At 44.2% G+C, this 24,807-nt stretch carries 25 protein-coding genes, 1 tRNA gene and 1 pseudogene; 8 read left to right on the forward strand and 19 right to left on the reverse strand.

Annotation, left to right across the window (positions count from 1 at the left end; translation table 11 throughout):
- Positions 1-27: 27 nt before the first annotated feature.
- Both CP943_RS22675 and CP943_RS11345 read right to left on the reverse strand, forming a co-directional pair.
- A complete protein-coding gene (locus tag CP943_RS22675) occupies positions 28-774 on the reverse strand; it encodes a zinc ribbon domain-containing protein (protein ID WP_229105474.1) in 747 nt (248 codons plus the stop codon).
- Between the two features lie 53 nt (positions 775-827).
- Positions 828-1,763, reverse strand: a complete 936-nt coding sequence (locus CP943_RS11345) for a helix-turn-helix transcriptional regulator (RefSeq protein ID WP_039072780.1) — start codon at positions 1,761-1,763, stop codon at positions 828-830.
- A gap of 208 nt (positions 1,764-1,971) precedes the next feature.
- On the opposite strand from CP943_RS11345, the gene CP943_RS11350 reads away from it, so the two are divergent.
- Positions 1,972-2,451 (forward strand): CcdC protein domain-containing protein, encoded by a 480-nt coding sequence (locus CP943_RS11350; protein WP_189396870.1) that lies wholly within the window; start codon positions 1,972-1,974, stop codon positions 2,449-2,451.
- 40 nt (positions 2,452-2,491) lie between these two features.
- On the opposite strand, the gene czrA is transcribed toward CP943_RS11350, so the two are convergent.
- From czrA to CP943_RS22680, 3 genes and pseudogenes are all read right to left on the reverse strand, one after another.
- Positions 2,492-2,824 (reverse strand): Zn(II)-responsive metalloregulatory transcriptional repressor CzrA, encoded by a 333-nt coding sequence (czrA, locus tag CP943_RS11355; RefSeq protein ID WP_003182557.1) that lies wholly within the window; start codon positions 2,822-2,824, stop codon positions 2,492-2,494.
- An 85-nt stretch (positions 2,825-2,909) separates the two neighbouring features.
- A pseudogene (locus CP943_RS11360) lies at positions 2,910-3,734 on the reverse strand (hypothetical protein).
- Between the two features lie 140 nt (positions 3,735-3,874).
- Positions 3,875-4,126, reverse strand: coding sequence for a YnfE family protein (locus CP943_RS22680; protein WP_023855704.1), 252 nt, complete (start codon positions 4,124-4,126; stop codon positions 3,875-3,877).
- 152 nt (positions 4,127-4,278) lie between these two features.
- Between CP943_RS22680 and CP943_RS11370 the strand changes: the two genes are divergently transcribed.
- Both CP943_RS11370 and CP943_RS11375 read left to right on the forward strand, forming a co-directional pair.
- A complete protein-coding gene (locus CP943_RS11370; RefSeq protein WP_023855703.1) occupies positions 4,279-5,616 on the forward strand; it encodes an APC family permease in 1,338 nt (445 codons plus the stop codon).
- A gap of 90 nt (positions 5,617-5,706) precedes the next feature.
- Positions 5,707-6,357, forward strand: coding sequence for a lysozyme family protein (locus CP943_RS11375; RefSeq protein ID WP_023855702.1), 651 nt, complete (start codon positions 5,707-5,709; stop codon positions 6,355-6,357).
- 133 nt (positions 6,358-6,490) lie between these two features.
- On the opposite strand, the gene CP943_RS11380 is transcribed toward CP943_RS11375, so the two are convergent.
- From CP943_RS11380 to CP943_RS11405, 6 genes are all read right to left on the reverse strand, one after another.
- On the reverse strand, positions 6,491-7,477 hold the full coding sequence (locus CP943_RS11380; RefSeq protein ID WP_020451761.1) for a polysaccharide biosynthesis protein: 987 nt from the start codon (positions 7,475-7,477) through the stop codon (positions 6,491-6,493).
- A gap of 38 nt (positions 7,478-7,515) precedes the next feature.
- Entirely contained in the window at positions 7,516-8,163 is a 648-nt protein-coding gene (locus tag CP943_RS11385) for a DUF1796 family putative cysteine peptidase (protein WP_025811320.1), read from the reverse strand.
- Positions 8,164-8,538: 375 nt separating this feature from the next.
- On the reverse strand, positions 8,539-9,081 hold the full coding sequence (locus CP943_RS11390; RefSeq protein WP_020451763.1) for a hypothetical protein: 543 nt from the start codon (positions 9,079-9,081) through the stop codon (positions 8,539-8,541).
- 6 nt (positions 9,082-9,087) lie between these two features.
- On the reverse strand, positions 9,088-10,305 hold the full coding sequence (locus CP943_RS11395; RefSeq protein WP_020451764.1) for a glycosyltransferase family 4 protein: 1,218 nt from the start codon (positions 10,303-10,305) through the stop codon (positions 9,088-9,090).
- 169 nt (positions 10,306-10,474) lie between these two features.
- The gene (locus CP943_RS11400) at positions 10,475-11,008 is read right to left on the reverse strand and encodes a DUF420 domain-containing protein (protein WP_039072782.1); all 534 of its coding nucleotides are present in this window, start codon (positions 11,006-11,008) and stop codon (positions 10,475-10,477) included.
- A 152-nt stretch (positions 11,009-11,160) separates the two neighbouring features.
- A complete protein-coding gene (locus tag CP943_RS11405) occupies positions 11,161-12,141 on the reverse strand; it encodes a hypothetical protein (protein ID WP_020451766.1) in 981 nt (326 codons plus the stop codon).
- 229 nt (positions 12,142-12,370) lie between these two features.
- On the opposite strand from CP943_RS11405, the gene CP943_RS11410 reads away from it, so the two are divergent.
- Positions 12,371-12,880: a GNAT family protein gene (locus CP943_RS11410; RefSeq protein ID WP_023855698.1), complete on the forward strand. Its 510-nt coding sequence runs from the start codon at positions 12,371-12,373 to the stop codon at positions 12,878-12,880.
- 44 nt (positions 12,881-12,924) lie between these two features.
- Positions 12,925-13,890, forward strand: a complete 966-nt coding sequence (locus tag CP943_RS11415; RefSeq protein ID WP_020451768.1) for a S66 family peptidase — start codon at positions 12,925-12,927, stop codon at positions 13,888-13,890.
- 31 nt (positions 13,891-13,921) lie between these two features.
- Here CP943_RS11415 and CP943_RS11420 read toward each other — a convergent pair whose 3' ends face one another.
- The 4 genes from CP943_RS11420 to CP943_RS11435 form a co-directional block, all read right to left on the reverse strand.
- On the reverse strand, positions 13,922-15,511 hold the full coding sequence (locus tag CP943_RS11420) for a solute:sodium symporter family transporter (RefSeq protein ID WP_020451769.1): 1,590 nt from the start codon (positions 15,509-15,511) through the stop codon (positions 13,922-13,924).
- Between the two features lie 160 nt (positions 15,512-15,671).
- A complete protein-coding gene (locus tag CP943_RS11425; protein WP_023855696.1) occupies positions 15,672-16,481 on the reverse strand; it encodes a 3D domain-containing protein in 810 nt (269 codons plus the stop codon).
- A 236-nt stretch (positions 16,482-16,717) separates the two neighbouring features.
- Entirely contained in the window at positions 16,718-18,499 is a 1,782-nt protein-coding gene (recQ, locus tag CP943_RS11430; protein WP_020451771.1) for a DNA helicase RecQ, read from the reverse strand.
- A gap of 184 nt (positions 18,500-18,683) precedes the next feature.
- Positions 18,684-19,205: a hypothetical protein gene (locus CP943_RS11435; protein WP_079289251.1), complete on the reverse strand. Its 522-nt coding sequence runs from the start codon at positions 19,203-19,205 to the stop codon at positions 18,684-18,686.
- Between the two features lie 100 nt (positions 19,206-19,305).
- Between CP943_RS11435 and CP943_RS22840 the strand changes: the two genes are divergently transcribed.
- The 3 genes from CP943_RS22840 (at position 19,306) to CP943_RS11445 (ending at position 20,044) form a co-directional block, all read left to right on the forward strand.
- Positions 19,306-19,440: a hypothetical protein gene (locus CP943_RS22840; protein WP_023855695.1), complete on the forward strand. Its 135-nt coding sequence runs from the start codon at positions 19,306-19,308 to the stop codon at positions 19,438-19,440.
- A 229-nt stretch (positions 19,441-19,669) separates the two neighbouring features.
- Positions 19,670-19,846, forward strand: coding sequence for a YjfB family protein (locus CP943_RS11440; protein WP_003182594.1), 177 nt, complete (start codon positions 19,670-19,672; stop codon positions 19,844-19,846).
- A gap of 124 nt (positions 19,847-19,970) precedes the next feature.
- A tRNA-Arg gene (locus tag CP943_RS11445) sits at positions 19,971-20,044 on the forward strand.
- Positions 20,045-20,288: 244 nt separating this feature from the next.
- Here CP943_RS11445 and CP943_RS11450 read toward each other — a convergent pair.
- From CP943_RS11450 to fdhF, 4 genes are all read right to left on the reverse strand, one after another.
- On the reverse strand, positions 20,289-20,645 hold the full coding sequence (locus tag CP943_RS11450; RefSeq protein WP_023855693.1) for an MmcQ/YjbR family DNA-binding protein: 357 nt from the start codon (positions 20,643-20,645) through the stop codon (positions 20,289-20,291).
- On the reverse strand, positions 20,639-20,908 hold the full coding sequence (locus tag CP943_RS11455) for a pre-toxin TG domain-containing protein (RefSeq protein WP_025811318.1): 270 nt from the start codon (positions 20,906-20,908) through the stop codon (positions 20,639-20,641). The genes CP943_RS11450 and CP943_RS11455 overlap by 7 nt, the downstream gene beginning before the upstream one ends.
- A gap of 96 nt (positions 20,909-21,004) precedes the next feature.
- Complete coding sequence (locus tag CP943_RS11460) at positions 21,005-21,565, reverse strand: helical membrane plugin domain-containing protein (RefSeq protein WP_023855691.1); 561 nt, start codon at positions 21,563-21,565, stop codon at positions 21,005-21,007.
- Complete coding sequence (fdhF, locus tag CP943_RS11465; RefSeq protein WP_103750505.1) at positions 21,558-24,515, reverse strand: formate dehydrogenase subunit alpha; 2,958 nt, start codon at positions 24,513-24,515, stop codon at positions 21,558-21,560. The genes CP943_RS11460 and fdhF overlap by 8 nt, the downstream gene beginning before the upstream one ends.
- Positions 24,516-24,807: the final 292 nt, after the last annotated feature.

The raw sequence follows: 24,807 nt of genomic DNA on the forward strand, positions 1-24,807 counted from the left end.
AAACTAATGGTATTAGTTTTGCAAGCATTATTTTTTTCGATCGACAGCAACATAGATGACAACTTGGGCATTTTCGGGATTTTCTGCTTGTTCATCATAAACTTCAAAATCTCCGGTATAAGTACGAAGATTTTTTTCATCCCATGTCCAAATCTCTTGCCAAGTTTCAAACACGACCTCCGCGATCCTCCCCCGCTTTGAAACAAAAACGGCATATTCGGATGCAGGGAGCGAAATGAGATTGGCCGTTTTTTCTTGCTGATCAACGAACGTTCCGATTGAAAATGTATATGTCCCGTGTTCGTCCGTCTCATAATCTGAATAAAGTGCGATCGTGTCTCTCCTAATGTCCTGGCGTTCAGTATGCGGAAATTTTTCGCGATATAAACTCCACATGGAAGGAATTTTACCTTTTTCAGATACTTCATCCCGGTTGCTTGTCACGGTCGATATCCCGCTGAATAACTTTGCCTTCTGTTTTTCGAAATGAGAAAAGCTCATCTTCTCAGCCCGCCTTTCGTTTGCGTATCCGACGCCCACCGTTTTAAATGAGGGAGCGTCCGCTCCAAGAACGATCTCGCTTCGGCCTCCCTCTTCTTTTATATAAGGAACACAGATGTCAATCATCTCTTTCAATGTCGCATCCGGATGTGTATATGCTCCGTTTTCATAGCAGTACATACAGTAGTCGCGATTCTTCCCCCCGTCTTTTTCTGTGCCGAAAAGTTCGCTTGTCATCGGCATGCCGCAGCTTTGGCAAATATGATGTTCCATGTTTCATTCCTCCTTTTTCTTCATCATACAAAAAGAAACCTGACAGCATCGTGTCAGGTTTCGTATAAATGTACAATTTGATTAGCCAAGTTTTTTATTTTTTGACGGATGCGGGGAGGTGTGAGAACTTCAATATGTGTTCCAAATTGGAGGAGAAATCCGTACAGCCATTGATCTTCCGGATAAGAAACGGTTGCCACGCATTGTCCGTTTTCATAAGTGAGAGCTTCTGAGCCAAACCATTCTCTCGCCAAAGGCTCTCCCGACGGTTTAATGAGAAGGGTCAACTCGGTCATATTGTCCGGTTTGTACCATGATGTTTCCCAAGGAAGTGAAGACAGATCAACTTCCTTTCTTTCAAACTTTTCTTCAAGCATCTGCACGTCTTTCATACGCAACAGTTTAAAGAAGCGAAACGCCTGTCTCTTTAGGCAAAACGCATATAAATACCAGTGCCTTCCCTTTAGGACGAGGGTATGCGGCTCAGCTTTCCTTGTTCCGGTTTGCCCCTCTCTGTTCACGTATGTAAATGAGACCGCCCGCGTGCTGTCTGCCGCTTCATCCAACAAACGGATCTTTTCTTTGATGACAGGACTTTCTCCCCAGGAAGAGATGTCAACAAACCATTTTTCCGTTTTCTTGCGGAATTCCGGCATTTCTTCTTCGGAAACGAGAAGCCGGATTTTTTCAAGGGCAGAACCGTGATGAAGGACTTCATACGTTGAAGAAACGCTTTCCAAAGCCGTAGTAATGGCAGCCAGTTCGTCTGCAGAAAGCAGTTTATTTTCGAGCCGAAATCGCTCCATGATGCTGATCCCGCCTCCCGCTCCCTGTGAGGTGACAATCGGAATGCCCGCCTGGTTGATCGCCTCGATATCCCGGTAAATCGTTCTGACAGAGACTTCGAACATGCCGGCAAGCTCCTTTGCCTGCACTTGGCGTTTATTAATCAATAAAATCACGATGGCCAATAGCCGGTCAATTTTCACCGCAGATCCCTCACATTCATCTTACGCTGCCTATTTTCATTCTAAAGCACACACCATTTTGGAATATCATGACAAAAAAGGGGATCTCATCACCCAATTATTTAGAAAATCACTTTTCCTGTTACGATTTATACAGTTTGGACATATACTCCTTAAAAAAGGAGGTTTTAAAAACATCATATATTATTTTTTACAGTTTTTCGTCATTGTGTCCTTCGTCTATATCAAGTTCAAACGCTCAGTCGGCTATCAGCCTCTAAAGCCGGCACGCATGCTGTTCCGGATCATCCTCTTTTCGGGAATTTTCGTTTTTCTGCTGACGATGAGCGCACTTCACCCTTTATCATACTTCTATGATCTGATTGGGATCGCGCTCGGACTCATCTTGACCGCCTATGCGCTGAAGCATGTGTCAATTGAAAATCGGGACGGCATCCTTTATTTCAGAACGCATTTATGGATTGAATTGATCGTACTTTTGTTATTTTTATACCGGTTTCTTTACCGGATCGCCGAGATCGGCCAGCTCCAGACTGCGGTTTCAAACGGGGGTTCAGCAGCGTACGGCGCCCTTTTTGCGCAGGACCCGGCCACGATGATCGGTTTTTTTGTACTGGCCGTTTATTATGTCGGTTTCTCTTTTTTTGTTTTAAAAAAAGGAAGAAACGAAGAAAAACGCTCAGCGTAAAAGGCAAACTCGGGATGTGGAGTTTGCCTTTTCATAAGCTTTAGTCATGCTGTGTATGATCGATCATCTGCTGAAGTACATCGAGGACATGCTGGTCTTCCGGAGAATAAAAAATGGAAGTCCCTGCCCTTCTTGATTTAACGAGACGAAGATTTTTTAAAAACCTGAGCTGGTGCGAAACGGTTGACTGCAGCAGACTCAGCTTCTCTGCTATTTCATTGACCGAATGTTCGCCTTGTGAGAGCAGATGAAGAATTTTGATTCTCGTAGGGTCTGAGAGCGCTTTAAACGTCTGTGAAACGAGAAATAAAGTTTCTTCATCTAACTCGGCCCGCACCTGTTTTTCTGTTGTTTCCTGATTGTGCTCACTCATGCTTTTCACCTTTTCCGCGCAACTTTTACCTTCATATCATATACCAAAACATACCGGTTGAAAAGTTTTATAGCCAGGGAACAGATCAAGTCGAAAACAGCGTTCCCTGAAGCGCTTCTGCATACCTTGCGGCTGACAGCTGTACACATTCTCCGGCATGGTTTTCCACAGAGCGGCGAAAAGCGCCGTACAGCCGGTTGAATGGAACATTTTTTAATTGATCAGCTATTTGCTCCACTTTGCCGGCGGGAAGAGGAATCAAATTTGGATAGCTGTACATAAAACTCACCCATCTGCGATCTTGAACGACTTGGATAATGTCTCCTGAAAGGAGGATTCCCTTGCCTCCGTTTCCGTTTGCCCAATGGCAGACCGCTCCCCCTTTAAAATGGCCGCCAAGCCTGTGCAAGGTCAACCCGCTTGACAGCTTGAGGGAATCGCCGGACCAAAACACAATCCGGCTGCTCGGCCGCTGCACCCATTGTTTGTCATCTTCATGAATGTAGATCGGAGCATCAAACATTTCAGCCCATTCCGTTTGTGCAGTATAATAATGCGGATGTGATAAAGCGATCGCTTGGACTCAGCCCATCCGCTCGATATTCTCAATCGTCCGCTGATCCAGGTATGTGATACAATCCCACAGTAAGTTAAAACCGGGCTCCTGTATCAGGTATGCCGATTGACCGATGCCGAATTCGGGGGTTGTCGTCAAACTGTATAATCGCTCTACTTCCAATGCGATTTCGTTTTGAAACCTTCCGCATTGCTTCATTTCTTCCAGCGTTGTCCAAGCTTGCCCTGAATGATTGACATACTGTCTTTCTTCATTGCAAATAATGCATTCCGCCGGCTCTTTCGGAGCAGCGTCATATTGAACACCGCACGTCGTGCAAATATAGTTAGTCAAAATTGCTCCTCCCCTTTCAAACTATATTTTACCATCTCCTTCACATGTACATGATTTTTTCGCTTCTATATATTTCGCTATCCAGGCTGATCTGTCCGCATCATCCTGAAACGCGAAAAAAGCGTCCGCTGATCCGGACGCTAGCTGCCTTCTTGCTGATACATATGTTCAAGCTGTGAAAATGAAATATCGCCGGCCGCACAATCTACAGCGGCATCGACTACCTGATCAAAGCGATCGGCCGAAGCGCTTTTCTCTTTTAACCGTTGTTCATAGCGTTCGAGCTCTTCCTGCTGTCTTCTTAGATCCTCTTCTTTTCCATCATAATCAGATGCATTCATCGTCTCCATATTTCTTTTGACGGCTTCAACATAGCCTCTCAATATATCCATACCTTCATACTCCTTGCCTTTTTTCAAAGGGTTTGCAACATTTGCTATTTTTATACGAAAAAAAGAGGTTTTATACAGTTGCTCAAGCGCAAAAAAACAGATAAAATATGTCTTAATTTCTGTATTTTTTACATAAGGGGATTTAGAAGTCATTGAAAAACGAAACTGCGCTTAAACGAAGCCTTACACTCGGCCCGCTTGTTGTGATCGGCCTTGCTTATATGGACCCGCTCGTCGTATTTGATTCATACGGAGTGGTCGCACAACTGACAAAGGGGCACGTTCCGGCGGCATACATATTCACTGTTGCCGCACTCCTTTTGACCGCTTTGAGCTACGGCAGCATGGTCAAAGCCTATCCAAAAGCGGGATCGGTTTATACATATGCATATGAAAGCATTCATCCGCACGCAGGATTTTTAGCCGGCTGGACGATCATGCTAGACTATTTATTTTTGCCGATGGTCAATTTTGCGATCGGCAGCGCTTATTTGACGGCGGCTTTTCCTGAAGTGCCGCATGGCTTTTGGGTCGTTCTGCTCGCTTTATCGATTACCGTTGTCAATATTTTAGGCATCAGACTAACCGCAAATATTACAGGGCTGTTCGTCGCTTTTCAAGTGATCGTCGCCCTGACTTTTGCCGGATTTATGATCGCCGGGCTCGCAGACGGCCTCGGGACGGGCGAGCTGGTTTCAGCCGATCCGTTTTTCCGTTCTGATATCGAGCCTTCCCTGATTGTATCAGGAGCGACGATTTTGTGTTTTTCGTTTCTTGGCTTTGATGCGATTTCCACCATGTCTGAAGAAACGGTCAACCCGAAGAAGAACATTCCGTTAGCCATCTTTTTAACAGTAGCGATCGGCGGAACGCTGTTTACGGCGATTTCTTACTTGATGCAGCAAATCTATCCGTCCTATGATAGCTTCCAGCATGCCGATTCGGCATCGCTGGAAATAGCCCTATATACAGGAGGCGCTTTTTTAAAGTCCTTCTTTTTGGCGGGCACGATGGTCGCTGTCGTTTCATCCTCGCTTTCTTCGCATGCGAGCGCTTCGAGGCTTTTGTATGCGATGGGGCGGGACAGCTCTCTTCCGAAACGCTTTTTCGGCTATGTGCATCCGACTTTAAAGACGCCGGTGTTTAACATTATGTTCATCGGGCTGATTTCATTGACGGCCATGATCGGGGAACTCGAGGTCATCTATTCATTCATCAGTTTCGGCGCGCTGATCGGATTCATTTTTGTCCACCTGTCTGTCATCGGCCATTACTACATTCGAAAACAGGAAAGAGGCTTTTTAAAAACGCTTCGCTATTTGGTTCTGCCCTTTTTGGGAGCCTCTTTCTGCGGCTGGCTGCTGCTTAGCATCAGCAAAAATGCGCTCATGATTGGAGCCGGCTGGCTGATTGCCGGTTTTATATACTTTTTGTTCAGAATCCGTACTCTTCCGAACGTCACATTCGGCTTTGACCGCGATCCAAGATAGAAGGATATCGCTTGGTCTTCTTGAAGATATATGTCATAATAAATGAGGCTGTATACTGTTTTGCATCAGGGCGCTACAGAGGTGAAACCATTGAAGAAAAAGAAATCGGGATGTTTAGCCGGAGCTGGCTGTTTGTCTTTTTTTGTGTTTGTTCCCTTGATCATTTTCTTTGCCATCTCCGGTCTGGAACAATTAAAATGGCTTCCTCTTGACACTGAATCTAACATTCTTGAGAGATTAAAAGATTACAAACCTCTTGTTGAAGAAGAACTCGATGAACAGGATCTTTCACAATACACCGCTCTTTTATTGGGCATGATGTATCAGGAGTCGAAAGGCAGAGGCGGTGATCCGATGCAGTCGTCGGAATCTCTCGGTATGAAGCGAAATGAGATTGACGATCCAAAAGCAAGCATTAAGCAGGGTGTGCGCCACTTTACAGCAATGTATAAAAAGGGACAGAAAAAAGGCGTCGATATTGAAACGATTATCCAAAGCTATAATATGGGATCGGGTTATATCGATTACGTCTCAAAACACGGCGGAAAGCACTCAGAGAAGCTGGCAAAGGCATTTTCCGAGGAACAAGTCAAAAAGAACCCCGATCTGTATAATTGCGGCGGAGATACAAACAATTTCCGCTACCCTTATTGCTACGGGGATTATTCTTACACGGAAAAAGTAATGGAACGCACAAAAAAAGTCGAAGAACATATCGAAGGGTTAACACTTGAACATTGACAAAACGGCAAGCCGGGTGAATTTTCGTCCGGCTTGTCTTGTTTTCGAGGAGCGAACAGAAGCATCGCCTGCAGCCGCATGCCATGCCTGTCATCAGTTCGCGTATTCTCCGTGAACGCTTCGGTCCATCCTTCTACTCCAAAAAACCGCCTTCTTTCAGCATTTCTTTTACTTCCTTTTTTGAGATTAAAAAGTCTTTTGAGCTCAAATGATCAGTTTCTAAAGGCTGACAATCCGCATACTTTTTATGAAGTTCAGGCATTTTGATTGCAGGAAGCACCACCGCGAGGTCATTTGTAAATGAAACAGCATGCTGCCGTTCATGAGGTGAAATCAGCAGTTCATGAAGCTTCTCCCCCGGCCTTGCCCCCGTTTCTGCAATGGACGTTTTTTCGTTTCCGTAAGCTTCGATCAGCACTTCAGCCATGTCTAAAATTCTGCAGGCCGGCGAATTCATAATGAAAATTTCCCCGCCTTGACCGCTTTCAGCCGCTTTTAATAAAAGCCGGATCGTTTTTTCCTTCGTGAGGAAGAAACGGGTCATTCTTTTGTCTGTGATGGAGACCTGGTTCTTTTTCCTGATCTGGTCTTTAAAAAGCTGAAGAACACTTCCGCTGCTTCCGAGCACATTTCCTCCCCTTACACAAATAAAATCCGTGTCTGAATAGAGATGGTTCGCATATACGATCAACTTCTCGCCGATCGCTTTCGTCATTCCGTAAAAGTTGGCAGGGTCAGCCGCTTTGTCAGTCGAGACGTTGATGACTTTTTTAACCCCGTTTTCGATCGCTGCTTCAATAACGTTTTCCGTCCCTGTGACATTCGTTTTTAATGCTTCAAGCGGCTGTTCTTCACAAACCGGCACATGCTTCAGCGCAGCTAAATGAAAGACATAGTCGACACCTTTTAATCCTGTATTCAGCGCTTTCCGATCTCTGATATCCCCGATGAAAAACGTCAGCCTCGGATCTTCAATCTGCCTTCTCATTTGAACTTGTCTTTCTTCATTTCTGGAAAATACAATGAGCTTTTTAGGATTTAAGGATAGCAGCTGAAGAATGAGTTCCTGGCCCCATGAGCCTGTTCCTCCAGTAATGAATATCGTTTTATTTTCAAACATTTCTTTTCCTCCTCTGGTAAACTCCAAAAAAATCCGGTTTAAACGAGAGTGATTCCTTTAAACAACGATGCCCATAGATCATTGTTTGACTCCCATATCTCTTTGTCCGGCAGTTCAACAGTGCAAGTCTTTTCTAATGGCCAATTTTTCTCTACAATCCCATTCACCTTCGAGTGCTTCACCAGAAGAACGCTAAAGTCGTGCTGAACCAAATCTGATAATACAAGTTCAAGTTCCTGTGCTTCTTTAAAGCTGCCTTCTCCTTCTGTCCTGACAAATAGGATGCGTTTACTAGTTGACATTTTTTCTATAAAGCGATCGATTCTTCTATTGTATTTTTCTATTACCTCAGGATAGGTAGCCAAATGGTCGAGCGTATTTTGATTTGCATCAAAATCATGAACAGAGCCAATGTTATAAAAATCATCTGAAACATAGATAGTAGATCCTTCTTCTTTTTTTTTACCGGTATTATATCCGATTACCCTGAGGTTTTTTGGTTCCATAAAGCCGGTAAACCGATTTCGAAGAAGGAGATTGAGGTCTGTCAAGGAATGAATAGTCACCCAGTCAAGAGGGCCTGAAAACGGTCTTAGGTCATTGTTTTTCAGCTGTATAGCTGTCAAACAAAGATGCCCTAAACTAAACACGGCATTATATTGTCCTTTAATCTCCTTTAAATTCACCTATCTAACACCCCATTGTTCCCGGTTTTGTTCATTAATAGTTATAGTTAAGAATCCGCTGTTTTTTAGTATTGTATGCCGCATTACAAAGAAAGGTAAAAGACAACCACCTACTCCTTTTTAATTTGAATCAGAGAAAAAAGATGGCGGCGTTTTGTTTCCCGTTTTGCTATTAACCTAGCTGTGCGTGAGCCGTCTTGCAAACTCTTTCTGCTTTGTCTTGCTTATATTTTCCCTTGCAGCAGCTGGATCAATGTGTAATAGGGGTCTCCGCGTCCGCCGAAAAGCCAGCAAGAAACAAACGCTTGGCACGACGCAGGATTCTTTTCCAAAATAAAAAGCCTTCGAGTTGCGAAGGCTGACAAGATTTCAGTATTAATTGTTTTCGTTTTCCTCATGTTTCTCTTGAACCGCTCTAAGGACCTCTACCGTTTCAGTTCTCGGGATCGTGTGGTCTTCAGGCAGCGATTCTTTTAGCGTTTCTACAACTGACCGCTCGACACTTTTCGTAGAGCCGGCGGCCGTCCCACTATCAGACAGCGATTCTTTTAGCGTTCCCAAAGACTCTGCCGTTTCGGTGTTGGATAATTGAGCTTCTGAACGCACCGACTCGATAATTTCTTCTAAAACTTGGCGATCCATTCCTTGAGCAGCAGCTCCTAAAATATCTTTTAAAACCTTATTATTGTTTTCTAAAATATTATTGTTTATACTCTCAAAAATAGATTTCAGCTCCGATATTAAAGGCTTCAGACTTTCATCGATGGATTCTTCCGCTGAATCTGAAGAGCTATCCTGCTCCTGCAGAGCCCGCTCCTCGGCAAACTCGACGAGCAGATCCAAATATTTTGCCCACCAGTCGGCATCCATTTCTTTATTCAAGCTGTCAAACAAATGATTAACAATTAAAGATTTCATATGATCTCACTCCTCTTTCCCATTCGTATTTTGATAGATATCAAGAATTCTCGTAACCGCTTGATCCATATCCCAATGTTTCTTAGCAAACTCCTTGGCGTTAATTCCTAATTTATTTCTGAAATCATCGTCTTTCAACAATCGTTCCAAACTGCTTGACAGTGCAGCTGCATCCCCTTTTGGAACGATAAGGCCGGTCTCTTCATGCTCCACCATTTCCGGCAATCCCCCGGCATCACTGACAACTGCAGGAACTCCGGCTATTTGGGCTTCAATTAAAGATAACGGCTGATTATCCAAAAGGCTTGGAAGAACGTATATATCAGCAAGCGACAGCAAATAAGGAACATCCTCCCGGTTTTTCAGAAAGACTACGTCATCAACAAGGCCTAGCTGCTCGCTTTGAATTTTGAGTCCAGCCAGCTTCTCCCCTTCTCCTGCCATCCAGCAAACCCAGTCATTGCGGGTGTCCTTTAATTGGGAGAGTGCTTCGATTAGGTAATGGATGCCTTTATTCCCGATCATTCTGCTGGTAAAAAGGATCACTTTCTTGTCTGTCTCAGGCGTATCGGCAGTCTTTGTGTTCATCCGCGCAAGGAATCCGTCAATATCATAGCCGTACTGGGAAACGTGAATCTTTCCGTCTGGTACCGCAAATTCTTCTGTCAAAATGTCTTTCAACCAATTGTTTGCAACAATCACTGTTTCTGCAGACATCGCCCCCGTATGTTCAAGGTGGTCAAAATATTCCTTGGCAATATAGGAGGTCGGTGATCTGTGAATATTGTTGAGCTGATCTCTGATTTCATATGTGACACTGCCGTGAATTGACGTGACAAGCACCTTATCTTTCGGCATAATACGCTTGATGCACGCACTTGATATGACATCCTGCGCGTGAATAATATCATATTTGTCAAGCCCCAAATAGGCAGCGCCCAGCTCATAGGCATTCCGCTGAAGCTCAGTATAGCTGACCAATTGATTTGCGTATATTTCCGGAAAATCCTCTTCGCTCATCATTGCTTTCACTAATGGAAGCAGCTGATCTTTCGCGATACTCCGGTTTTCATTTACAATATGAATGATGCTGTTCTCTTCTCCGTATCCGAGCAAATCTACTTCATGTCCTAATGACTCCAGCTTTTCTTTTAATTGGACCATATATGTCCATACACCACCTACATGGGGTATGCTCCAATAAGTGGCAAGCAAAATTTTCATATCCATCTCCCTTTTTCATTTCTATAAAAAGCTCTAATTATTTATATTCCTATTTCCATATCTTGTGTAGACGATCATCTATTTCAGGATATATTTTTGTACCAGAGGAAAATCGCTTTTAAAAGAGAAGAATGTTGCAAGAACAAAAAAAAGCCGGATTCTCCGGCTTTTAATAGTATGGGGAAATCATCATATAGACGAGAACACCTGTCAGGCTGACATACAGCCAAAGCGGCATCGTCCAGCGGGCGATTTTGCGGTGGCGTTCCACCTGCATGCTCAGGCCTCTGAACAACGTAAACAAGGCCAAGGGAACGATTAAAGCGGACAAGACAATGTGTGTGATCAAAATAAAATAGTAGATCGGTCTTATAATCCCTTCCCCGCCAAAATGAGTGTCAGGCATTAATGAATGGTAAGTTAAGTATGAAACAAGAAAGATGAACGTTGTCGTAAAAGCGGCAAAAATAAACCGCTTGTGCGCCTTAATGTTTTTCTGTTTAATCATGATCAGTGCAGCCACTAAGAAAATGAATGTGAAGCTGTTGCAGACTGCGTTCAAAAGCGGCAGAAAAGTCAAATCCAAATGAGTGAATTTGTCGCTTTTCGGCATGAAAAACAAGAGGGCAATGACACCGTTTATGATAATCGTCAGAGCAACAACAATGCCTGTATAGTTTTTATTTTTTTGTGTATGTGTCATATCGGGCAATCTCTCCTATTTGTGCAAGCTATCAAAATCGTATTCAAATTCAGGAGGAATGTCAACGTTTTCGGCTTTTCGTCAGAATTTAGTCACAGAATATACAAAAATTCCCCTCCTCTAGAACGAGGAAGGGAACCAAGGCGGATGCCTTAGAAATTCATAGCATCTTTAGCCATTAATTTTTCGAATTCTTCTTCAGTTACGATATCTTCTTTATTCGGTTTATGCTCAAACTTTACGTCACCATCGATATTTTTGTAAGTTGTAGATGCCGTGATGCCTAAAGATTGAGGTGCTTTTTTGCTGTCAACAGACAAAGAGATATCCGCATTTTCAGTCAGAAGATTTTCTTTGTCATCGATTGTTGATGTCACATCGAACTTTTTGAATGTGACGTCTTTCAGTCCGTCTTTAATCTTGTTCAGCTCGCTCTTCGGAACAGCTTCTCCGCTCGCTTTTCCGGCGATTTCGATGAACTTGACGACCGCAGCTTTAATTTCTTTGTCACTAAAGCTGAAAGCGACTTTTTGAGCAGCACCCTGCTCTTTTTCTTTATCTGTCAGATCCGCTTTTTCAAACTTATCTGCAGGCAAATTGTCTGCAGCTTCTTTGATGGATTCCATCAATTGTTTTTGAAGTTCATCCGTGTCTTGAGATGAAGTTTTGTCATCTTCAAGCGGGAATTCAAGGTACTTGCCTTTGACGCTGTCAAAATTCATGCCGGCTGTTCCAAGGAAGAAGCCGAAGCTGTCAAGAACGCTGTCAATTTTGATGTAGCCGACTTGTTTCTTTTCGTCCATATAAACCGGAATATCGAAATCAAGCGACATGTTTTGGACTTTCAGCTTCGCTTTAATCACAGCCTCAGACTGTTTCGTTTCAGCATTCGTTTTTCCGCTGATCGTTAATGTTGCATCGTTCAGCATATCAGCAACTTGCTTATCTTCCGCTCCAAGGTTGGATGCGTCAACTTTCAAGCCGATATCACTTGAAAATTCGTATGATTTCGCAGAAATCAGCTTTTTATAAGCCGTTGCGTAAGATCCTTTTGGATCAGCCTGCTGACATGCAGCTAATACAAGAACAAAAGCTGACATCAGCATCAATAGAGAAAAAATTCTTTTCTTCAAAATCGTACGCTCCTTTTGTCATGGTTTTTCTGGGATTAGGAGGATCCATTGTCTCGTATCCTAGGTAAATATACCAGAAGTCATATGAATTCTATCACAAAAAAATCGTAGAATGTGAAATTTTTGTTTAAAATTACATTAAAATTTAATTCTAGCAACCCATTTGCAAATTGCCGTTCTTTTTACTATAATCGAAAACTGTATGTTTTAATGGAAAGGAGCAAGTTTTATGATAACGGATGAAGAACTGCAAAAAGACAGCTCCGGCTTGCAGAAGGAATTGAACGAATTGCAATTTCAACTGTTTCGGATGCGTGAAAATATGAAGGATATCTCCAAAGATTCGCGAGTGCTCGGTATTGATCAATCGAAAGACGATGAATGGATGATTGTCCATTCGATTGATGATGGCCGGACATGCAAGATTATGTTAAGCGATTGCCAGTCGCCGTACCGCGGAAGATGTGATTTTTCTCTTGTCGCTTCCTACAAAGAAGAAAAATGCGCGATCCATATCGGGGATATTAAAGGGCCGGCAGGCTACGGTTATGGTTCCATCTGCATGAAATATTTAAAAGAAAAAGCCCGCGAGCACAACATACCGGTCATCACGGGGGACATTGCTGAAAGGGATTGGGACCATGTGGACCGGCTGATCCATTTTTATGAAAAGCATCATTTTGAAGTAACGATCGACCCCGGTTTAAAATCCGGTGAAATTCAGTGGCAGGATCTTTAAAAGTATGGTGAAATAGATAGAAACAATGAAAGGTGTGCCCGTTCATGTTTCCAGAAAAACTACAGCCCGGTGACGAAATCAGGGTGATTGCCCCATCGAGAAGCCTGTCACTTCTCAACACCGATAAGATCGAAAAAGCGAGAACGGTTTTAAACAATCTCGGATTTCGAATCTCTTTTTCCGCACATGCTAATGAAATTGATGAATGTTCTTCCTCCAGCATTCAATCGAGAGTAAGCGATCTCCATGATGCCTTTTCCGATCAACGCGTCAAAGGAATACTCACTGTGCTCGGCGGGTATAACAGCAATCAGCTGTTATCACATTTGAATTATGAACTCATAAAAGCCAACCCAAAAGTGTTCTGCGGCTTTTCAGATATTACCGCTCTTTCAGCGGCGATCTATGCAAAAACCGGGCTTGTCACCTATTCGGGACCTCATTTTTCAAGCTTTTCAATGGGGTATGGACTGAACTATATGACAGATTACTTTTTGAAGTGCTGTTGCGCAAGCGGTGTCTACGATGTTGAACCATCATCGATGTGGTGTGAAGAAATCGAAACTGAAGAATGTCCCAAACAAAACAGCGGCCCTGTTGTGATCAACGAAGGCTCAGCAGACGGAAAGATCATAGGAGGGAATTTGTGCACATTGAACCTATTGCAAGGTACGGAATATTTCCCTGACATCAAGAACGCCGTATTGTTTCTTGAGGATGATTGGGAATCGCCGGCAGCGTTTTTTGACCGCGATCTGCAGTCCTTGCTTCATCTGCCCGATTTTTCCGGTGTCAAAGCCGTTCTCATTGGCCGTTTTCAGACAGCATCAGCCGTAACGCTTGAGCGCCTTAAACAAATTGTGCAAACAAAAAAAGAGCTTTCTCAAATACCCGTTATCGCAAATATAGATTTCGGCCATACAACCCCTTTCTTTACATTTCCGATTGGCGGACGGTGCCGGATCGACGCACAGAAAGAACATGTATCACTTTGTATCACAAAACATTAAGGCAGAGGATGAACACATCCTCTGCCTTTTTTTATTTGGCAAGACCCCAAGGCGAAAATAACAGATAAATGCAGGCCATCAGACAAATCACAAGAATAGAAGCAAGTTTGGCATGCTTCCATGGCCGCAAGTCAACCTTTGCATTTTTCTCAAGCTTGAATTCTGACGGCCTTGGCTTCAATTTTCCGATGAAAAGCATCAAGAGGACGGAAAACGGAAACAAAACGGCCAATATATAGAGAAAATGAATATGGCCAAAATAGATTTTTGAGATGGTATACAAAACAATGTGTGCGAATATCGCCCATTTCACGGCAAGCGCCGGCACTTTTTTCGTAAAGAATCCAACAACGACGGCAGCCAATACAGGGACATTGAAAAATCCGAACATTTCCTGCAAATAATTGTAAAGTCCGGACGGCGCAAACAGAATAAAAGGCGCGATGATAATTGACACCGCGGCAAGGATCACCACAAAGATCCTTCCCGTTTTCACAAGCTCTTCTTCTTTTGCCTCAGGCTTGAAGATCGGTTTGTACAAATCCAATGTAAACAACGTGATCGTGCTGTTCAGCGAACCGTTAAACGAGCTGAGAATCGCTCCGAATAAAATCGCGGCAAAGACACCGATAAGTGCAGTCGGCAGCAAATCAACGATCAGCTTAGGGTAAACGGTGTCAGCATTTTCAATATGACCTCCGTAAAGATGGTAAGCAATAACCCCGGGAAGAACGAGATAAAACACACCGATTGTCTTAAATACACCGGCCAGCAACGCGCCTTTCTGCCCTTCAGCCAAGTTTTTCGCCCCGAGCGCCCGCTGAACGATCGACTGATTAACAGCCCAATAAAATAAGTTGTTCACAAGCAGTCCCGTAAAAATCGTCGGCCACGGGACTTCTGCAGCGTTGTCGGCTGTAATGGCATTCAGCTTTTCCTTATGTACACTCGTCAGCTCAGTATAGCCGTTTAAGAGACTGCCGTCGCCGATTGCCATGATTCCAAGCACAAAAATAAACAGACCGCCAAGAATTAAACCGGCGCCATAAATGGCATCAGCCGATGCCGCAGCTTTTAGTCCCCCAAAAAATATGTAGCAGCAGCTTGCGGCCCCGATCACAAGCGAGATGAAAAAAACAGTCGCAAACGTACTGATTCCAAGCGCAGAGGAAATATTAAACACTTGATCGAGAACGAGCGCCCCGGAGTACAATACGGTTGGCAGAAACGAGGTCGCATATCCCAGAAGCAGGAGAATCGAGACGATTTGCCGCGTTCTTTGATCATAGCGTTTTTCAAGAAAGTCAGGTATCGTCGTAACCCCAGAACTGAGATACCTCGGTAAAAAAACGAATGCCAGCATAATGAGCGCAAGCGGTGCTGTAACCTCCCAAGCCATCGCACTCATCGTTCCCGAATAGCTTTGACCGTTTAACCCTACCATTTGTTCTGTTGACAAATTGGTTAAAAGCAGCGAACTTCCAATATAGAGAGCAGTGAGACTGCGCCCGCCGAGAAAATAACCGTCTGACGTCTTCAAATTAATATCTTTTGTCCTCAGATAAGAAAAAATAAAAATCCCTGCATTAATCAATAAAAATGTCATGATAATCCACAGCAATACTCCTACATCTCCTTTTCTAAATCAGCTGATATGTACATATCTATTGAACTACCCATTTGCCAATCTAAAAAAACATCTAAATCGAAAAAAAGATGCAGAAAACAGAAAAAAGACACTGATCATCTCCATGGTCAGTGTCCATCAATGGTAAAACTTCTTATTTTAAAACTTTTACTTTAACCGTTTTAACGCCCCAGTTTTTTGCCGCGGATTTGCTTGGAACAAATACGTCGATTTTGTTCCCTTTGATCGCACCGCCGGTGTCGGCAGCAGTCGCTTCTCCGTAGCCTTCAACATACACCTTGGATCCAAGCGGGATCACGTTTGGATCCACCGCAATAATCTTGGCGTTTTTATTGGCATTGAGATCAAAACCCGTAGCTGTCACGCCTGTCATTCCGCCGTCATTGGCAGTGTATGCCGTTGCGGTAACCGTCAGTTCTTTTGCAGCGCTTTGAGAGCTTTGAGATTCGTTTGAACGGGAAGCCGTTTCTTTTTCCTGCTTAGGTGCAGGCGCAGCTTTCTCAACTTTCGCTTCTTTTTGTACGGCAGGCTTTGTTTCCGCAGGCTGCGCCGCAGCAGCTTGAACCGTCGCCTGTCCGTCAACAGTTATGGATGTATTCGGGTAAATGATATCTGATTTTATGTTGTTCCAATTTTTAAGGTCGTTCACGGAAACGCCGAATTGTTGAGCGATTTTCCAGAGAGTGTCTCCCTTTTTAATGGTATATTGTTTCTTTTCTTCTGTCTGTTTTTCAGAAACGTTCAGCTTTTGTCCTGGAATAATCAGGTCTGAGGAAAGCTGATTCCATTCTTTTAAGTCCTGCAGATTTACCCCTTGTTTTTGCGAGATTCCCCAAAGGGTGTCACCTTTTTGGACTGTTACTTCTTTTGCAGAGGCACTCGCTCCGAATGCAGTTGAAGATAGTGCTGCAACTGCAACAAAGGACATAAACGTCTTCTTCATAAGTAAATCCTCCCTTGTTAGCTTTTTATTGTCCGGCTAACAGGAGCAATCGTAACATATGAAAATGTCAAATCAATAACAAAACAATTTGTTTTTGATTACAGTTATTTTACGAGGAGGATTTTCAGCCGTCCAAAAATCGGCATAAATTCAGGTGGATCAAGGGTTCCAATCTTTTTTTATCTGCAATAGGAGATTTACTAAAAAAACTTTTTACATATGATGTTTTTGGGTTTTTATGCTTCTTTCTCAGTTTTATAGGCTTGAAGCTCCTGTAGAAATACAGCGCCGTATTTTACTCTTTTTTGTTCTCCCACTCCTTTGACTGACAAAAGTTCTTCGTCTGTCAGGGGAACTTTCCCGCTCATTTCCCGCAGCGTTTCGTCAGAGAATATGACAAAAGGAGGCACGCCTTGTTCCTGGGCAAGTTTTCTGCGCAGCGCTCTTAACCGTTCAAACAATTCGTCATCTTTAACAATTTGACTTGTCTGCATTTTTTCTTTGCGCATCACCGCTTCCCGGCCGAGCAAAACGTTTCGCCCCTTGTTGGCGACAAAGAGAACGGGATATGTTCCGTCGGACATCTGGATGTACTCATCTGCGATTAAAAACTCTATAAAATCGCTGATGTCGGCAATAGACCGGTTCTTTAAAATTCCGTAAGTCGATAATTGCTGGAAGCCGTTTTCGGTCACTTTCTTATTTTTCGAACCTGCCAGAACTTGCGCCACCATGGTTTTTCCGAACCTTTCTCCCATGCGGATGATGCAGGACAGTACCATCTGTGCTTCCTTCGTCACATCGGTGATGCTTCGGGTGTCGAGACAGCTGCTGCACCTGCCGCAGTCTTCAGTCGAAACTTCGCCAAAATAAGAAAGAATAAACCGCTCAAGACAGCCTTCAGTATGGCAAAAATCAACCATTTGCCTCAGCTTTTTCACGTCTTGCGCCCGAATGTCTTCATCTTCTGTCGACTGTTCGATTAAAAACCGCTGAAGCCGGATGTCCTGAGGAGAAAATAGCAGGATACACTCGCTGTCAAGACCGTCGCGTCCGGCTCGTCCTGCTTCTTGATAATAGCTCTCCATGTTCTTTGGAATTTGAGCATGAATCACATAGCGGATATTGGATTTATCGATGCCCATTCCGAATGCTGAGGTCGCTGTCATCACACTGATCTCGTCATTTAAAAAGAGATCCTGCTGCCGGTCTCTTTCTTCATCATTCATCCCGCCGTGATAGCACCCGGCCGCAATTCCTTTTTGAGACAGGCGGCTTGATATTCTTTCGGCTTCCTTTCTTGTCGCTGTATAAATAATTCCCGCCTCTGAGCGGTTTTTCTCCACATATGATTCGATAAAACGATCCTTGTTTTCGCCTTTTAAAATTTTAAACGTCAAATTATCCCGTGAAAAACCGGTGAAAACCGTGCTCTCTTTTTCGATCCCGAGCTGTGTGCAAATATCCTCATGAACCTCGGGCGTTGCGGTAGCCGTCAATGCCAATACGACCGGACGGGTGCCGAGGCTATTTAAAAAGCTTTCAATATGTCTGTAGCTCGGCCTGAAATCGTGGCCCCACTGTGAAATGCAATGAGCTTCATCAATCGCTGTCAGCGGGATATGAATGCGGGAAAGCACGCGAATAAAATCGGGAGACGTCAGCCGCTCAGGTGTGACATAAAACAGCTTGTAGCCGCCTTCCTTTAAAACGGAAAGCCGCTCAGCGATTTCGCCATGGCCTAAAGAACTGTTCACGTACGCAGCTTGAATTCCAAGCTGATTTAACGCATCCACCTGGTCCTTCATCAAGGAAATTAAAGGAGAGATCACAATGGTTGTCCCCTCCATAAGGAGCGCGGGAATTTGGTAGCAGATTGATTTCCCTCCGCCCGTAGGCATAATGCATGCTGTATCCCGTTTTTCAGAAACGACCGATTGAATGGCTTTCTTCTGACCCGGACGCAGTGAAGGATAGCCATAATAGTGCTGCAATAAAGCTTCAGCTTTCTCTAGCATATAAATGAAACCCTCTCTTATCATAAACTTCTTCCTGTCCACCATGATATCATATTTAAACCGGCAATCAGCCTCTCTCCGTAAAATCGTCTATTCGATAAAGAAAATTCATTTTTAGCTCAAATACAAAAAAACTCCGGCGCTGATGTAAAGCGTCAGAGTATCAAATGAATCGTTTCGCCTTTCATTTAATCGCAGTTTGTTGTTCAGCTAATAATTGCAAACGCTTCGCTTCCTCCAAGCAAAGTGTTTTGTATGCCAGGGCTCCGGTAATGCTCACTCTGTCCGATGCATCCCGACGCAGAGCGGAAAGCTCTGAAAGCACAGATGCCGCGTCGTCTTGTATCATTCCGCGGTCATGCAGCATTTGAATCAATTCATCGCCTTCAAGGCGGATCGCATTTTGATCAAATGTCGAGGCTGTTTCCCGCAGAACATTGTGAACATCAGACCAAGCGCTTTCGATCATGTTCTCCCCTGCCGGCGCTGACCGTACAGATGTCAGTCCCGATAACCTTTTTTCCCGTACGGAGACGAGCTTCTGAAGCCTTTTGTCAAACTCCAATTCAAAGTCCTTGTATTTCAGTTTGATCAATTCCTTCATCCGTTCAGACAAAGGTTCCTTTAACAGCAAAACGCACATCATCAAAGTAGCTGGCCATGCCAATGATTGAACCGTCGCAGAAACAAATTCAAGCCAATCCATAAAATCAGCCTCCGTTTCAAAAGGAAAGTTGTTTTGTGAAAGACCAGGTGGTAATGTTGAATCGAAAGGAAAATTTTGTGCAAAAGGGGTGTGGTTTACCATGTGGATCATCATCATATTAATGATCATATTGATCGGATTTGCAGGAAACATTGTTGCCATGTTGCGAACGATTGTCAAGCAGAATGATAGAATCATCAGCCTCTTCGAGAATGAAATCAACAAAAAACATTAGACAAATGCTCAGGAAGTGAAGAATCGCGGAAGATACAAAACAGCCCCTCTCCTTATTCGAAGACAAACAAGGAACCGGTCAGTGGCGGTATTGAGAGACGGCTTCTTTTTCATGGTGTTTAAGATGCCGCTGGGATCGGTTTACAACTATATTAAATTGAATATTCTGATTAGTAAATATGAGTAAAGTCCTCACCTCTCTAACCGATACACATGTTAAGGAGGTGGTTATGTTGGATATTGCTGTTTTATCAATGGCCATGAGTCAGGCCGCTCTTTATCAAAACGTGCAAATGTCGCTGACAAAGACGGCTTTGGACACCGCCGAACAAAGCGCACAGCAGCTCGTTGACATGGTTCAGGCGCCACATCCCGTTTCAGGACATCATATTGACCTGAAAGGTTAAGGCCAAAACATACATTCAGCAGGCTGCAAAGTCTGCCGGATGTATGTTTTCCCGAAGAAATTTTCAAAAAAACCGCTGCAACCTCTTTATTTTTTCTGATTTTTGCACTATAATATTGTTCTGTGTCCCAGTAGCTCAGGTGGATAGAGCAACAGCCTCCTAAGCTGTGTGTCGGGAGTTCGAATCTCTCCTGGGACGTTTTAAATGAGAAGAGGCAAACCCTTGGTGCGTAAGGGTTTGCCTCTTTTGTTAATGGCCGTGTTGTTGTTGCTTTAAAATAAAGTTGATTAAAAACATCATGAGAACCCATATATTATAGAAAGAACCCGTTTTGAAAAAAAGATTGATCAAAACGGATTCCTATCCAACGAATTTAAGTTTCGGTTTTATAAAAAAGTTTGAACATTTTCTGGTTCCTTTTGCGAAACGATCATTTCATGATTTACTTGGTTAAATTAAAGCTTTGCTCAATTAAGTTATAAACTTCTTCTTCTGAATCTATACGTTCTAAAACAAGTGATATCCAATTTTCCTTATCCATATGATATCCAGGTAAAATGCTCTTTCCATTTCTTAAACTGCCGCTTATTTCGGGAGGGCATTTTAAATTCAGAATATCTATTTCGTCATTTCCATCTAAGCCTAACTTTTCTGGGAGAACATTCATTACAAGACCATACCATTTTTCGTTAGATTCATGTCTTAAAGCGGCATAGTTTGGAAATTTTTGGAATGGGTAATCTGGCGATGTACCGAATTTTTCTTTGACATGCTTAAAGATATCTTCTCTTGTTAACATACTGAATCATTCCTCCAACAACTTAAATAGATTTTCGGCATTTGCCGATCCAGATGGAACAATGGTGAATTTTTTGAAGTCATGATGTGAAGGAGACATGTTTCTCCTGTAACGGGATTAACACCCTCAGTGGCTTTCTTGTAATCATAATATCCGGTGATGTTTCCTGCAAATGTGCTGCCTGCATCCAACACTTTTTCATACCACTCCCGCTCGCAAGATCTTCCTGTTTTTTGAGTGAGCTCTTTTTGCTTCGATTTCATATGATTAGCCGGCTGCCTCGTATTTGATCATTTTTAACTAGTTCATGAGATCTTTTCACCAAAAACCCGAGCTGGCAACAGCCGGCTCGGGCGGGGTCAATCCCTCTTATTCATTCCTCTTTTCTCTCGGGGTTCCTGATGATGTTTTTGGTGCTCCGGAGGCTGAGTCGTGCGTTCCAGCTCCTCTGTATCTTGTCCCATTCCTTTTAAAAAGGAGAATAGCAGTGTAACTGCTTTGTTGATTTCCGGGTCTTTGAGTGAGCGGATGACATCAAAATAACCTGTTTTCTCTTCGCTGTCCTTTTGTTCCACCGCGTTTGCCACCCCCGCATTCACTTTCAAAATGAGAGGTTCCAGCTGTTTCACGTCTAACATGCCGAGCGTCCCAAACAGAAGAAGCAGATTTTTAAGCGTGTTGGCCGTTTCCTCTGTATCTGCCTTTTTCACTAAGATGTCCAGAACTTTATCTCCTTGGCCAAAAAGGCCGCGGAGCATTGGCAAAACACCGCGCTCGTTCATGTGCCCAATCATATGCAGCGTTTCAAGAATGGCTTCCTTATTTTCGACTAATGCATCTTCTATTTCTTTCATATCACGCTTTCTCTGATCCTCTTCGGTTATCTCGATTTTCTGAATTCGTTTAATCGCTTTAGCCATTATACCCAATCCCCCTTTTCACAGCATCGCCAGGGAAAATATAATCCTTCCGCGCCCATTTCTTTTGTACCTGCACACCGATTTGCGGCTGCGGATTGCCGTTGCGGTGATTGATCTTAGGCAACGGATTGGTTCCATCGCGCTTCAAAATTTCCAATTTGGCCGATGTTTCTTTGTATGCAGGCGTATCGGTATCCTTATCAGCATGGCTGCCTGTTAACAGGTTGATCGCTGCTTCCCCTGAATCGTTCATTGGCAGATACACTTCCTTCCCTTTGACACGATCAGTGATCAAGCACTTCACTTTGACATTTCCGAAAGGCGATGTGAGTCTGACAAGGGTTCCGTCCTGAATTCCCCGCTCTGACGCCAGTTCAGGAGAAATTTCTAAGAACACTTCCGGCGTTTTTTTCGAAATCCCTTTTGATTTGTAGGTCAGGTTCCCTTCGTGGAAATGCTCTAAGAGCCGCCCATTGTTGACGTGGATGTCATATTCCTTACCGAACTCTTCAGGCTCTGTCCACTGAACAGGGTAGAGTTTGGCCTTGCCGTCCGGGAAAGGGAAGCGCTCTGTAAAGAGTAAAGGCGAATCCTTTCCATCAGCGCTTACAGGCCATTGCAGGGAATTGTAGCCTTCAAGGCGTTCATAGGTGACGCCGGCATAAATCGGCGACAGCATGGCTGCTTCCTCCATAATCTCTCCAGGGTGCTCATAGTGCCAGCCGGCGCCAAGCTTATTGGCTACCTCCATAATAATCTGCCAATCAGGCTTTGATTCGCCCAGCGGTTCAAACACCTGATACAGCCGCTGAATACGGCGTTCTGTGTTTGTAAAGGTTCCTTCTTTTTCAAGGCTCGGGCTCGCAGGAAGAACAACATCAGCAAACTCGGCTGTTCGTGAAAAGAAAATGTCCTGCACTACAAAGAAATCAAGCTTTTCATATGCGGCGTGTACATGATTGATATTGGAATCGACCAGACCCATTTCTTCACCTTTTACATACATCGCTTTCAGCTGGCCAGAATGGATTTTTTCGATCATTTCGTGGTTGGTCATGCCCGGCTCCTTCGGCAGCGGCACACCCCACGCCCGCTCGTATTTTTGGCGGACTTGTTCGTCCGTCACTTTTTCATACCCCGGCATTCTGTCAGGCATGCTGCCGAAATCACTTGCCCCCTGCACGTTGTTATGGCCGCGCAATGGGTAAGAGCCTGCTCCCGGTTTACCGTAGTTTCCTGTCACAAGCAGCAGATTAGAAATTGCCGTGCTCGTGTCGCTTCCGCCAATATGCTGTGTCACGCCCATTGCCCACAATGCGCACACACTGTCAGCCTGACCAATCATCTCCGCCATTTGGATGAGGGTTTCTTGATCAATTCCGGTTTTCTCCTCGGCATATTCAAGGGTATACGGCGTTAGGCTTTTCACATATTCGTCCCGTCCGTTCACTCTTTCCTGCAAAAAGCGTTCATCTGCCTTGCCGTTTTCAATTAAATATTTGGCGATGGCATTCAGCCAGACGATATCTGATCCGGCACGCGGCTGGACAAATAAATCAGAGCGCTCTGCCATTTCGTGTTTTCTGATATCCGCTACGATCACTTTCTGTCCCCTCAGCTTATGAGCCCGTTTAATGCGAGTGGACAAGACCGGATGCGATTCAGACGTGTTCGAACCGATAATCAACACAAGGTCCGCTTCCGCGATATCTGTAATCGACCCTGAGTCACCGCCATAGCCGACTGTCCGGAACAGGCCGGCAGTCGCAGGAGATTGGCAATAGCGCGAACAGTTGTCGACATTATTTGTGCCGATGATCCCTCTGGCCAGCTTTTGCATGAGGTAAGATTCTTCGTTTGTACATTTAGAAGATGTAATAAAGGCAAGCGAATCCGGGCCAAACTCCTCTTTTAAATCCGTGAACTTACTGGCGATCAGCGATAACGCCTCTTCCCATTCAGCTTCGCGGAAATGGTCGCCTTCTCGGATCAGCGGCTTTGTCAGGCGTTCCTCGCTGTTGACGAAATCCCAGCCGAACTTTCCTTTTACACAAGTAGAAATGCCGTTGGCCGGCGCTTCCTCCTGCGGCTCGACTTTCAGAATGTCTCTGCCCTTTGTCCAGACATCAAAGCTGCAGCCGACGCCGCAGTATGTGCAGACGGTTTTCGTTTTTTTGATTCGTTCATCACGCATGGCAGATTCCATATCGGAAATGGCGAGAATCGAGCCGTACCCTGTTTCTACGCCTTTTGTGATCTCGATCATCGGACGCAGCGTTTCGTCATCGATTCCTGTTAAATATCCGGCTTCCCCCTCCATTCCTTTTTCCATCATCGCATTACATGGACAGACGGTAGAACAGTGTCCGCATGATACACAAGATGACTCATTGATCGGCACATCATTATCCCAAATGACGCGCGGGCGTTTCCGCTCCCAGTCTATGGTCAGTGTTTCAGTTACCTGAACATCCTGACACGCTTCGACACAGCGTCCGCACAAAATACATTGATCCGGATCGTACCGGTAAAACGGATTTGATTCATCCTTATGGTAAGGCTTCTGATCAAACGGGATGCTTTGGTGATTGACTTTCATTTCTTTCACCGTATTATGTATTTCACATCCCCCATTGTTGTAATCGCAAACTGTACAATAAAGCTCATGATTATATAAAATCTTGTCCATCCCGATAACCTGCGCTTTTTTCACATCAGACGAAAGCGTATCAATGACGTCGCCATCCTTTAATTCAGCGGAGCACGACCTCTTCAGCTCGCCATTGATGCTGACGATGCACGTATCGCATGTTTCAATCGGCCCTAAGCTAGGATGATAGCAAACTTGCGGCACTTCAATCGAGCTGTTATTCAAAAGCTGCAGCACCGTCTGTTCCTCGGACGCTTCCATTTCAACGCCGTTTATTGTGATTTTTTTCTTGTCAGCCATCTCCATTCCCCTTTCTTGCTTGTGTATATACCGAATTACCCATTTCTCTTCCCTTGCAAGGGATCAATAAAACATACAAAGCGCACTCACATGTTTTATTGCATCCTCACCGGGAAACGAGAGGGTAGATGAAAAAGAGGGATCAGCATGAAAAAAACAATGTCTGTTCTAACCGTGGCAGCAGCACTGACAGGCTCTCTTTCCGGCTTTGGGGCGCCGTCCTTTTCAACACCGACAAACACCGTAACTGAAGGCGCGCAATCCTGCATAGACTCCAGCCGCTCCTCCTGTG

The organism is Bacillus paralicheniformis, assembly GCF_002993925.1.
Classification (GTDB): Bacteria; Bacillota; Bacilli; order Bacillales; family Bacillaceae; genus Bacillus; species Bacillus paralicheniformis.

Coding starts and splice junctions, on each gene's coding strand:
- CP943_RS22675 (WP_229105474.1), bottom strand. CDS start 774: ATGGAACATCATATTTGCCAAAGCTGCGGCATGCCGATGACAAGCGAA.
- czrA (WP_003182557.1), bottom strand. CDS start 2,824: ATGAGTGAGCACAATCAGGAAACAACAGAAAAACAGGTGCGGGCCGAG.
- CP943_RS22680 (WP_023855704.1), bottom strand. CDS start 4,126: ATGGATATATTGAGAGGCTATGTTGAAGCCGTCAAAAGAAATATGGAG.
- CP943_RS11380 (WP_020451761.1), bottom strand. CDS start 7,477: ATGTTTGAAAATAAAACGATATTCATTACTGGAGGAACAGGCTCATGG.
- CP943_RS11390 (WP_020451763.1), bottom strand. CDS start 9,081: ATGAAATCTTTAATTGTTAATCATTTGTTTGACAGCTTGAATAAAGAA.
- CP943_RS11395 (WP_020451764.1), bottom strand. CDS start 10,305: ATGAAAATTTTGCTTGCCACTTATTGGAGCATACCCCATGTAGGTGGT.
- CP943_RS11400 (WP_039072782.1), bottom strand. CDS start 11,008: ATGACACATACACAAAAAAATAAAAACTATACAGGCATTGTTGTTGCT.
- CP943_RS11410 (WP_023855698.1), top strand. CDS start 12,371: ATGATAACGGATGAAGAACTGCAAAAAGACAGCTCCGGCTTGCAGAAG.
- CP943_RS11415 (WP_020451768.1), top strand. CDS start 12,925: ATGTTTCCAGAAAAACTACAGCCCGGTGACGAAATCAGGGTGATTGCC.
- CP943_RS11425 (WP_023855696.1), bottom strand. CDS start 16,481: ATGAAGAAGACGTTTATGTCCTTTGTTGCAGTTGCAGCACTATCTTCA.
- recQ (WP_020451771.1), bottom strand. CDS start 18,499: ATGCTAGAGAAAGCTGAAGCTTTATTGCAGCACTATTATGGCTATCCT.
- CP943_RS11435 (WP_079289251.1), bottom strand. CDS start 19,205: ATGGATTGGCTTGAATTTGTTTCTGCGACGGTTCAATCATTGGCATGG.
- CP943_RS22840 (WP_023855695.1), top strand. CDS start 19,306: ATGTGGATCATCATCATATTAATGATCATATTGATCGGATTTGCAGGA.
- CP943_RS11440 (WP_003182594.1), top strand. CDS start 19,670: ATGTTGGATATTGCTGTTTTATCAATGGCCATGAGTCAGGCCGCTCTT.
- CP943_RS11450 (WP_023855693.1), bottom strand. CDS start 20,645: ATGTTAACAAGAGAAGATATCTTTAAGCATGTCAAAGAAAAATTCGGT.
- CP943_RS11455 (WP_025811318.1), bottom strand. CDS start 20,908: ATGAAATCGAAGCAAAAAGAGCTCACTCAAAAAACAGGAAGATCTTGC.
- CP943_RS11460 (WP_023855691.1), bottom strand. CDS start 21,565: ATGGCTAAAGCGATTAAACGAATTCAGAAAATCGAGATAACCGAAGAG.
- fdhF (WP_103750505.1), bottom strand. CDS start 24,515: ATGGCTGACAAGAAAAAAATCACAATAAACGGCGTTGAAATGGAAGCG.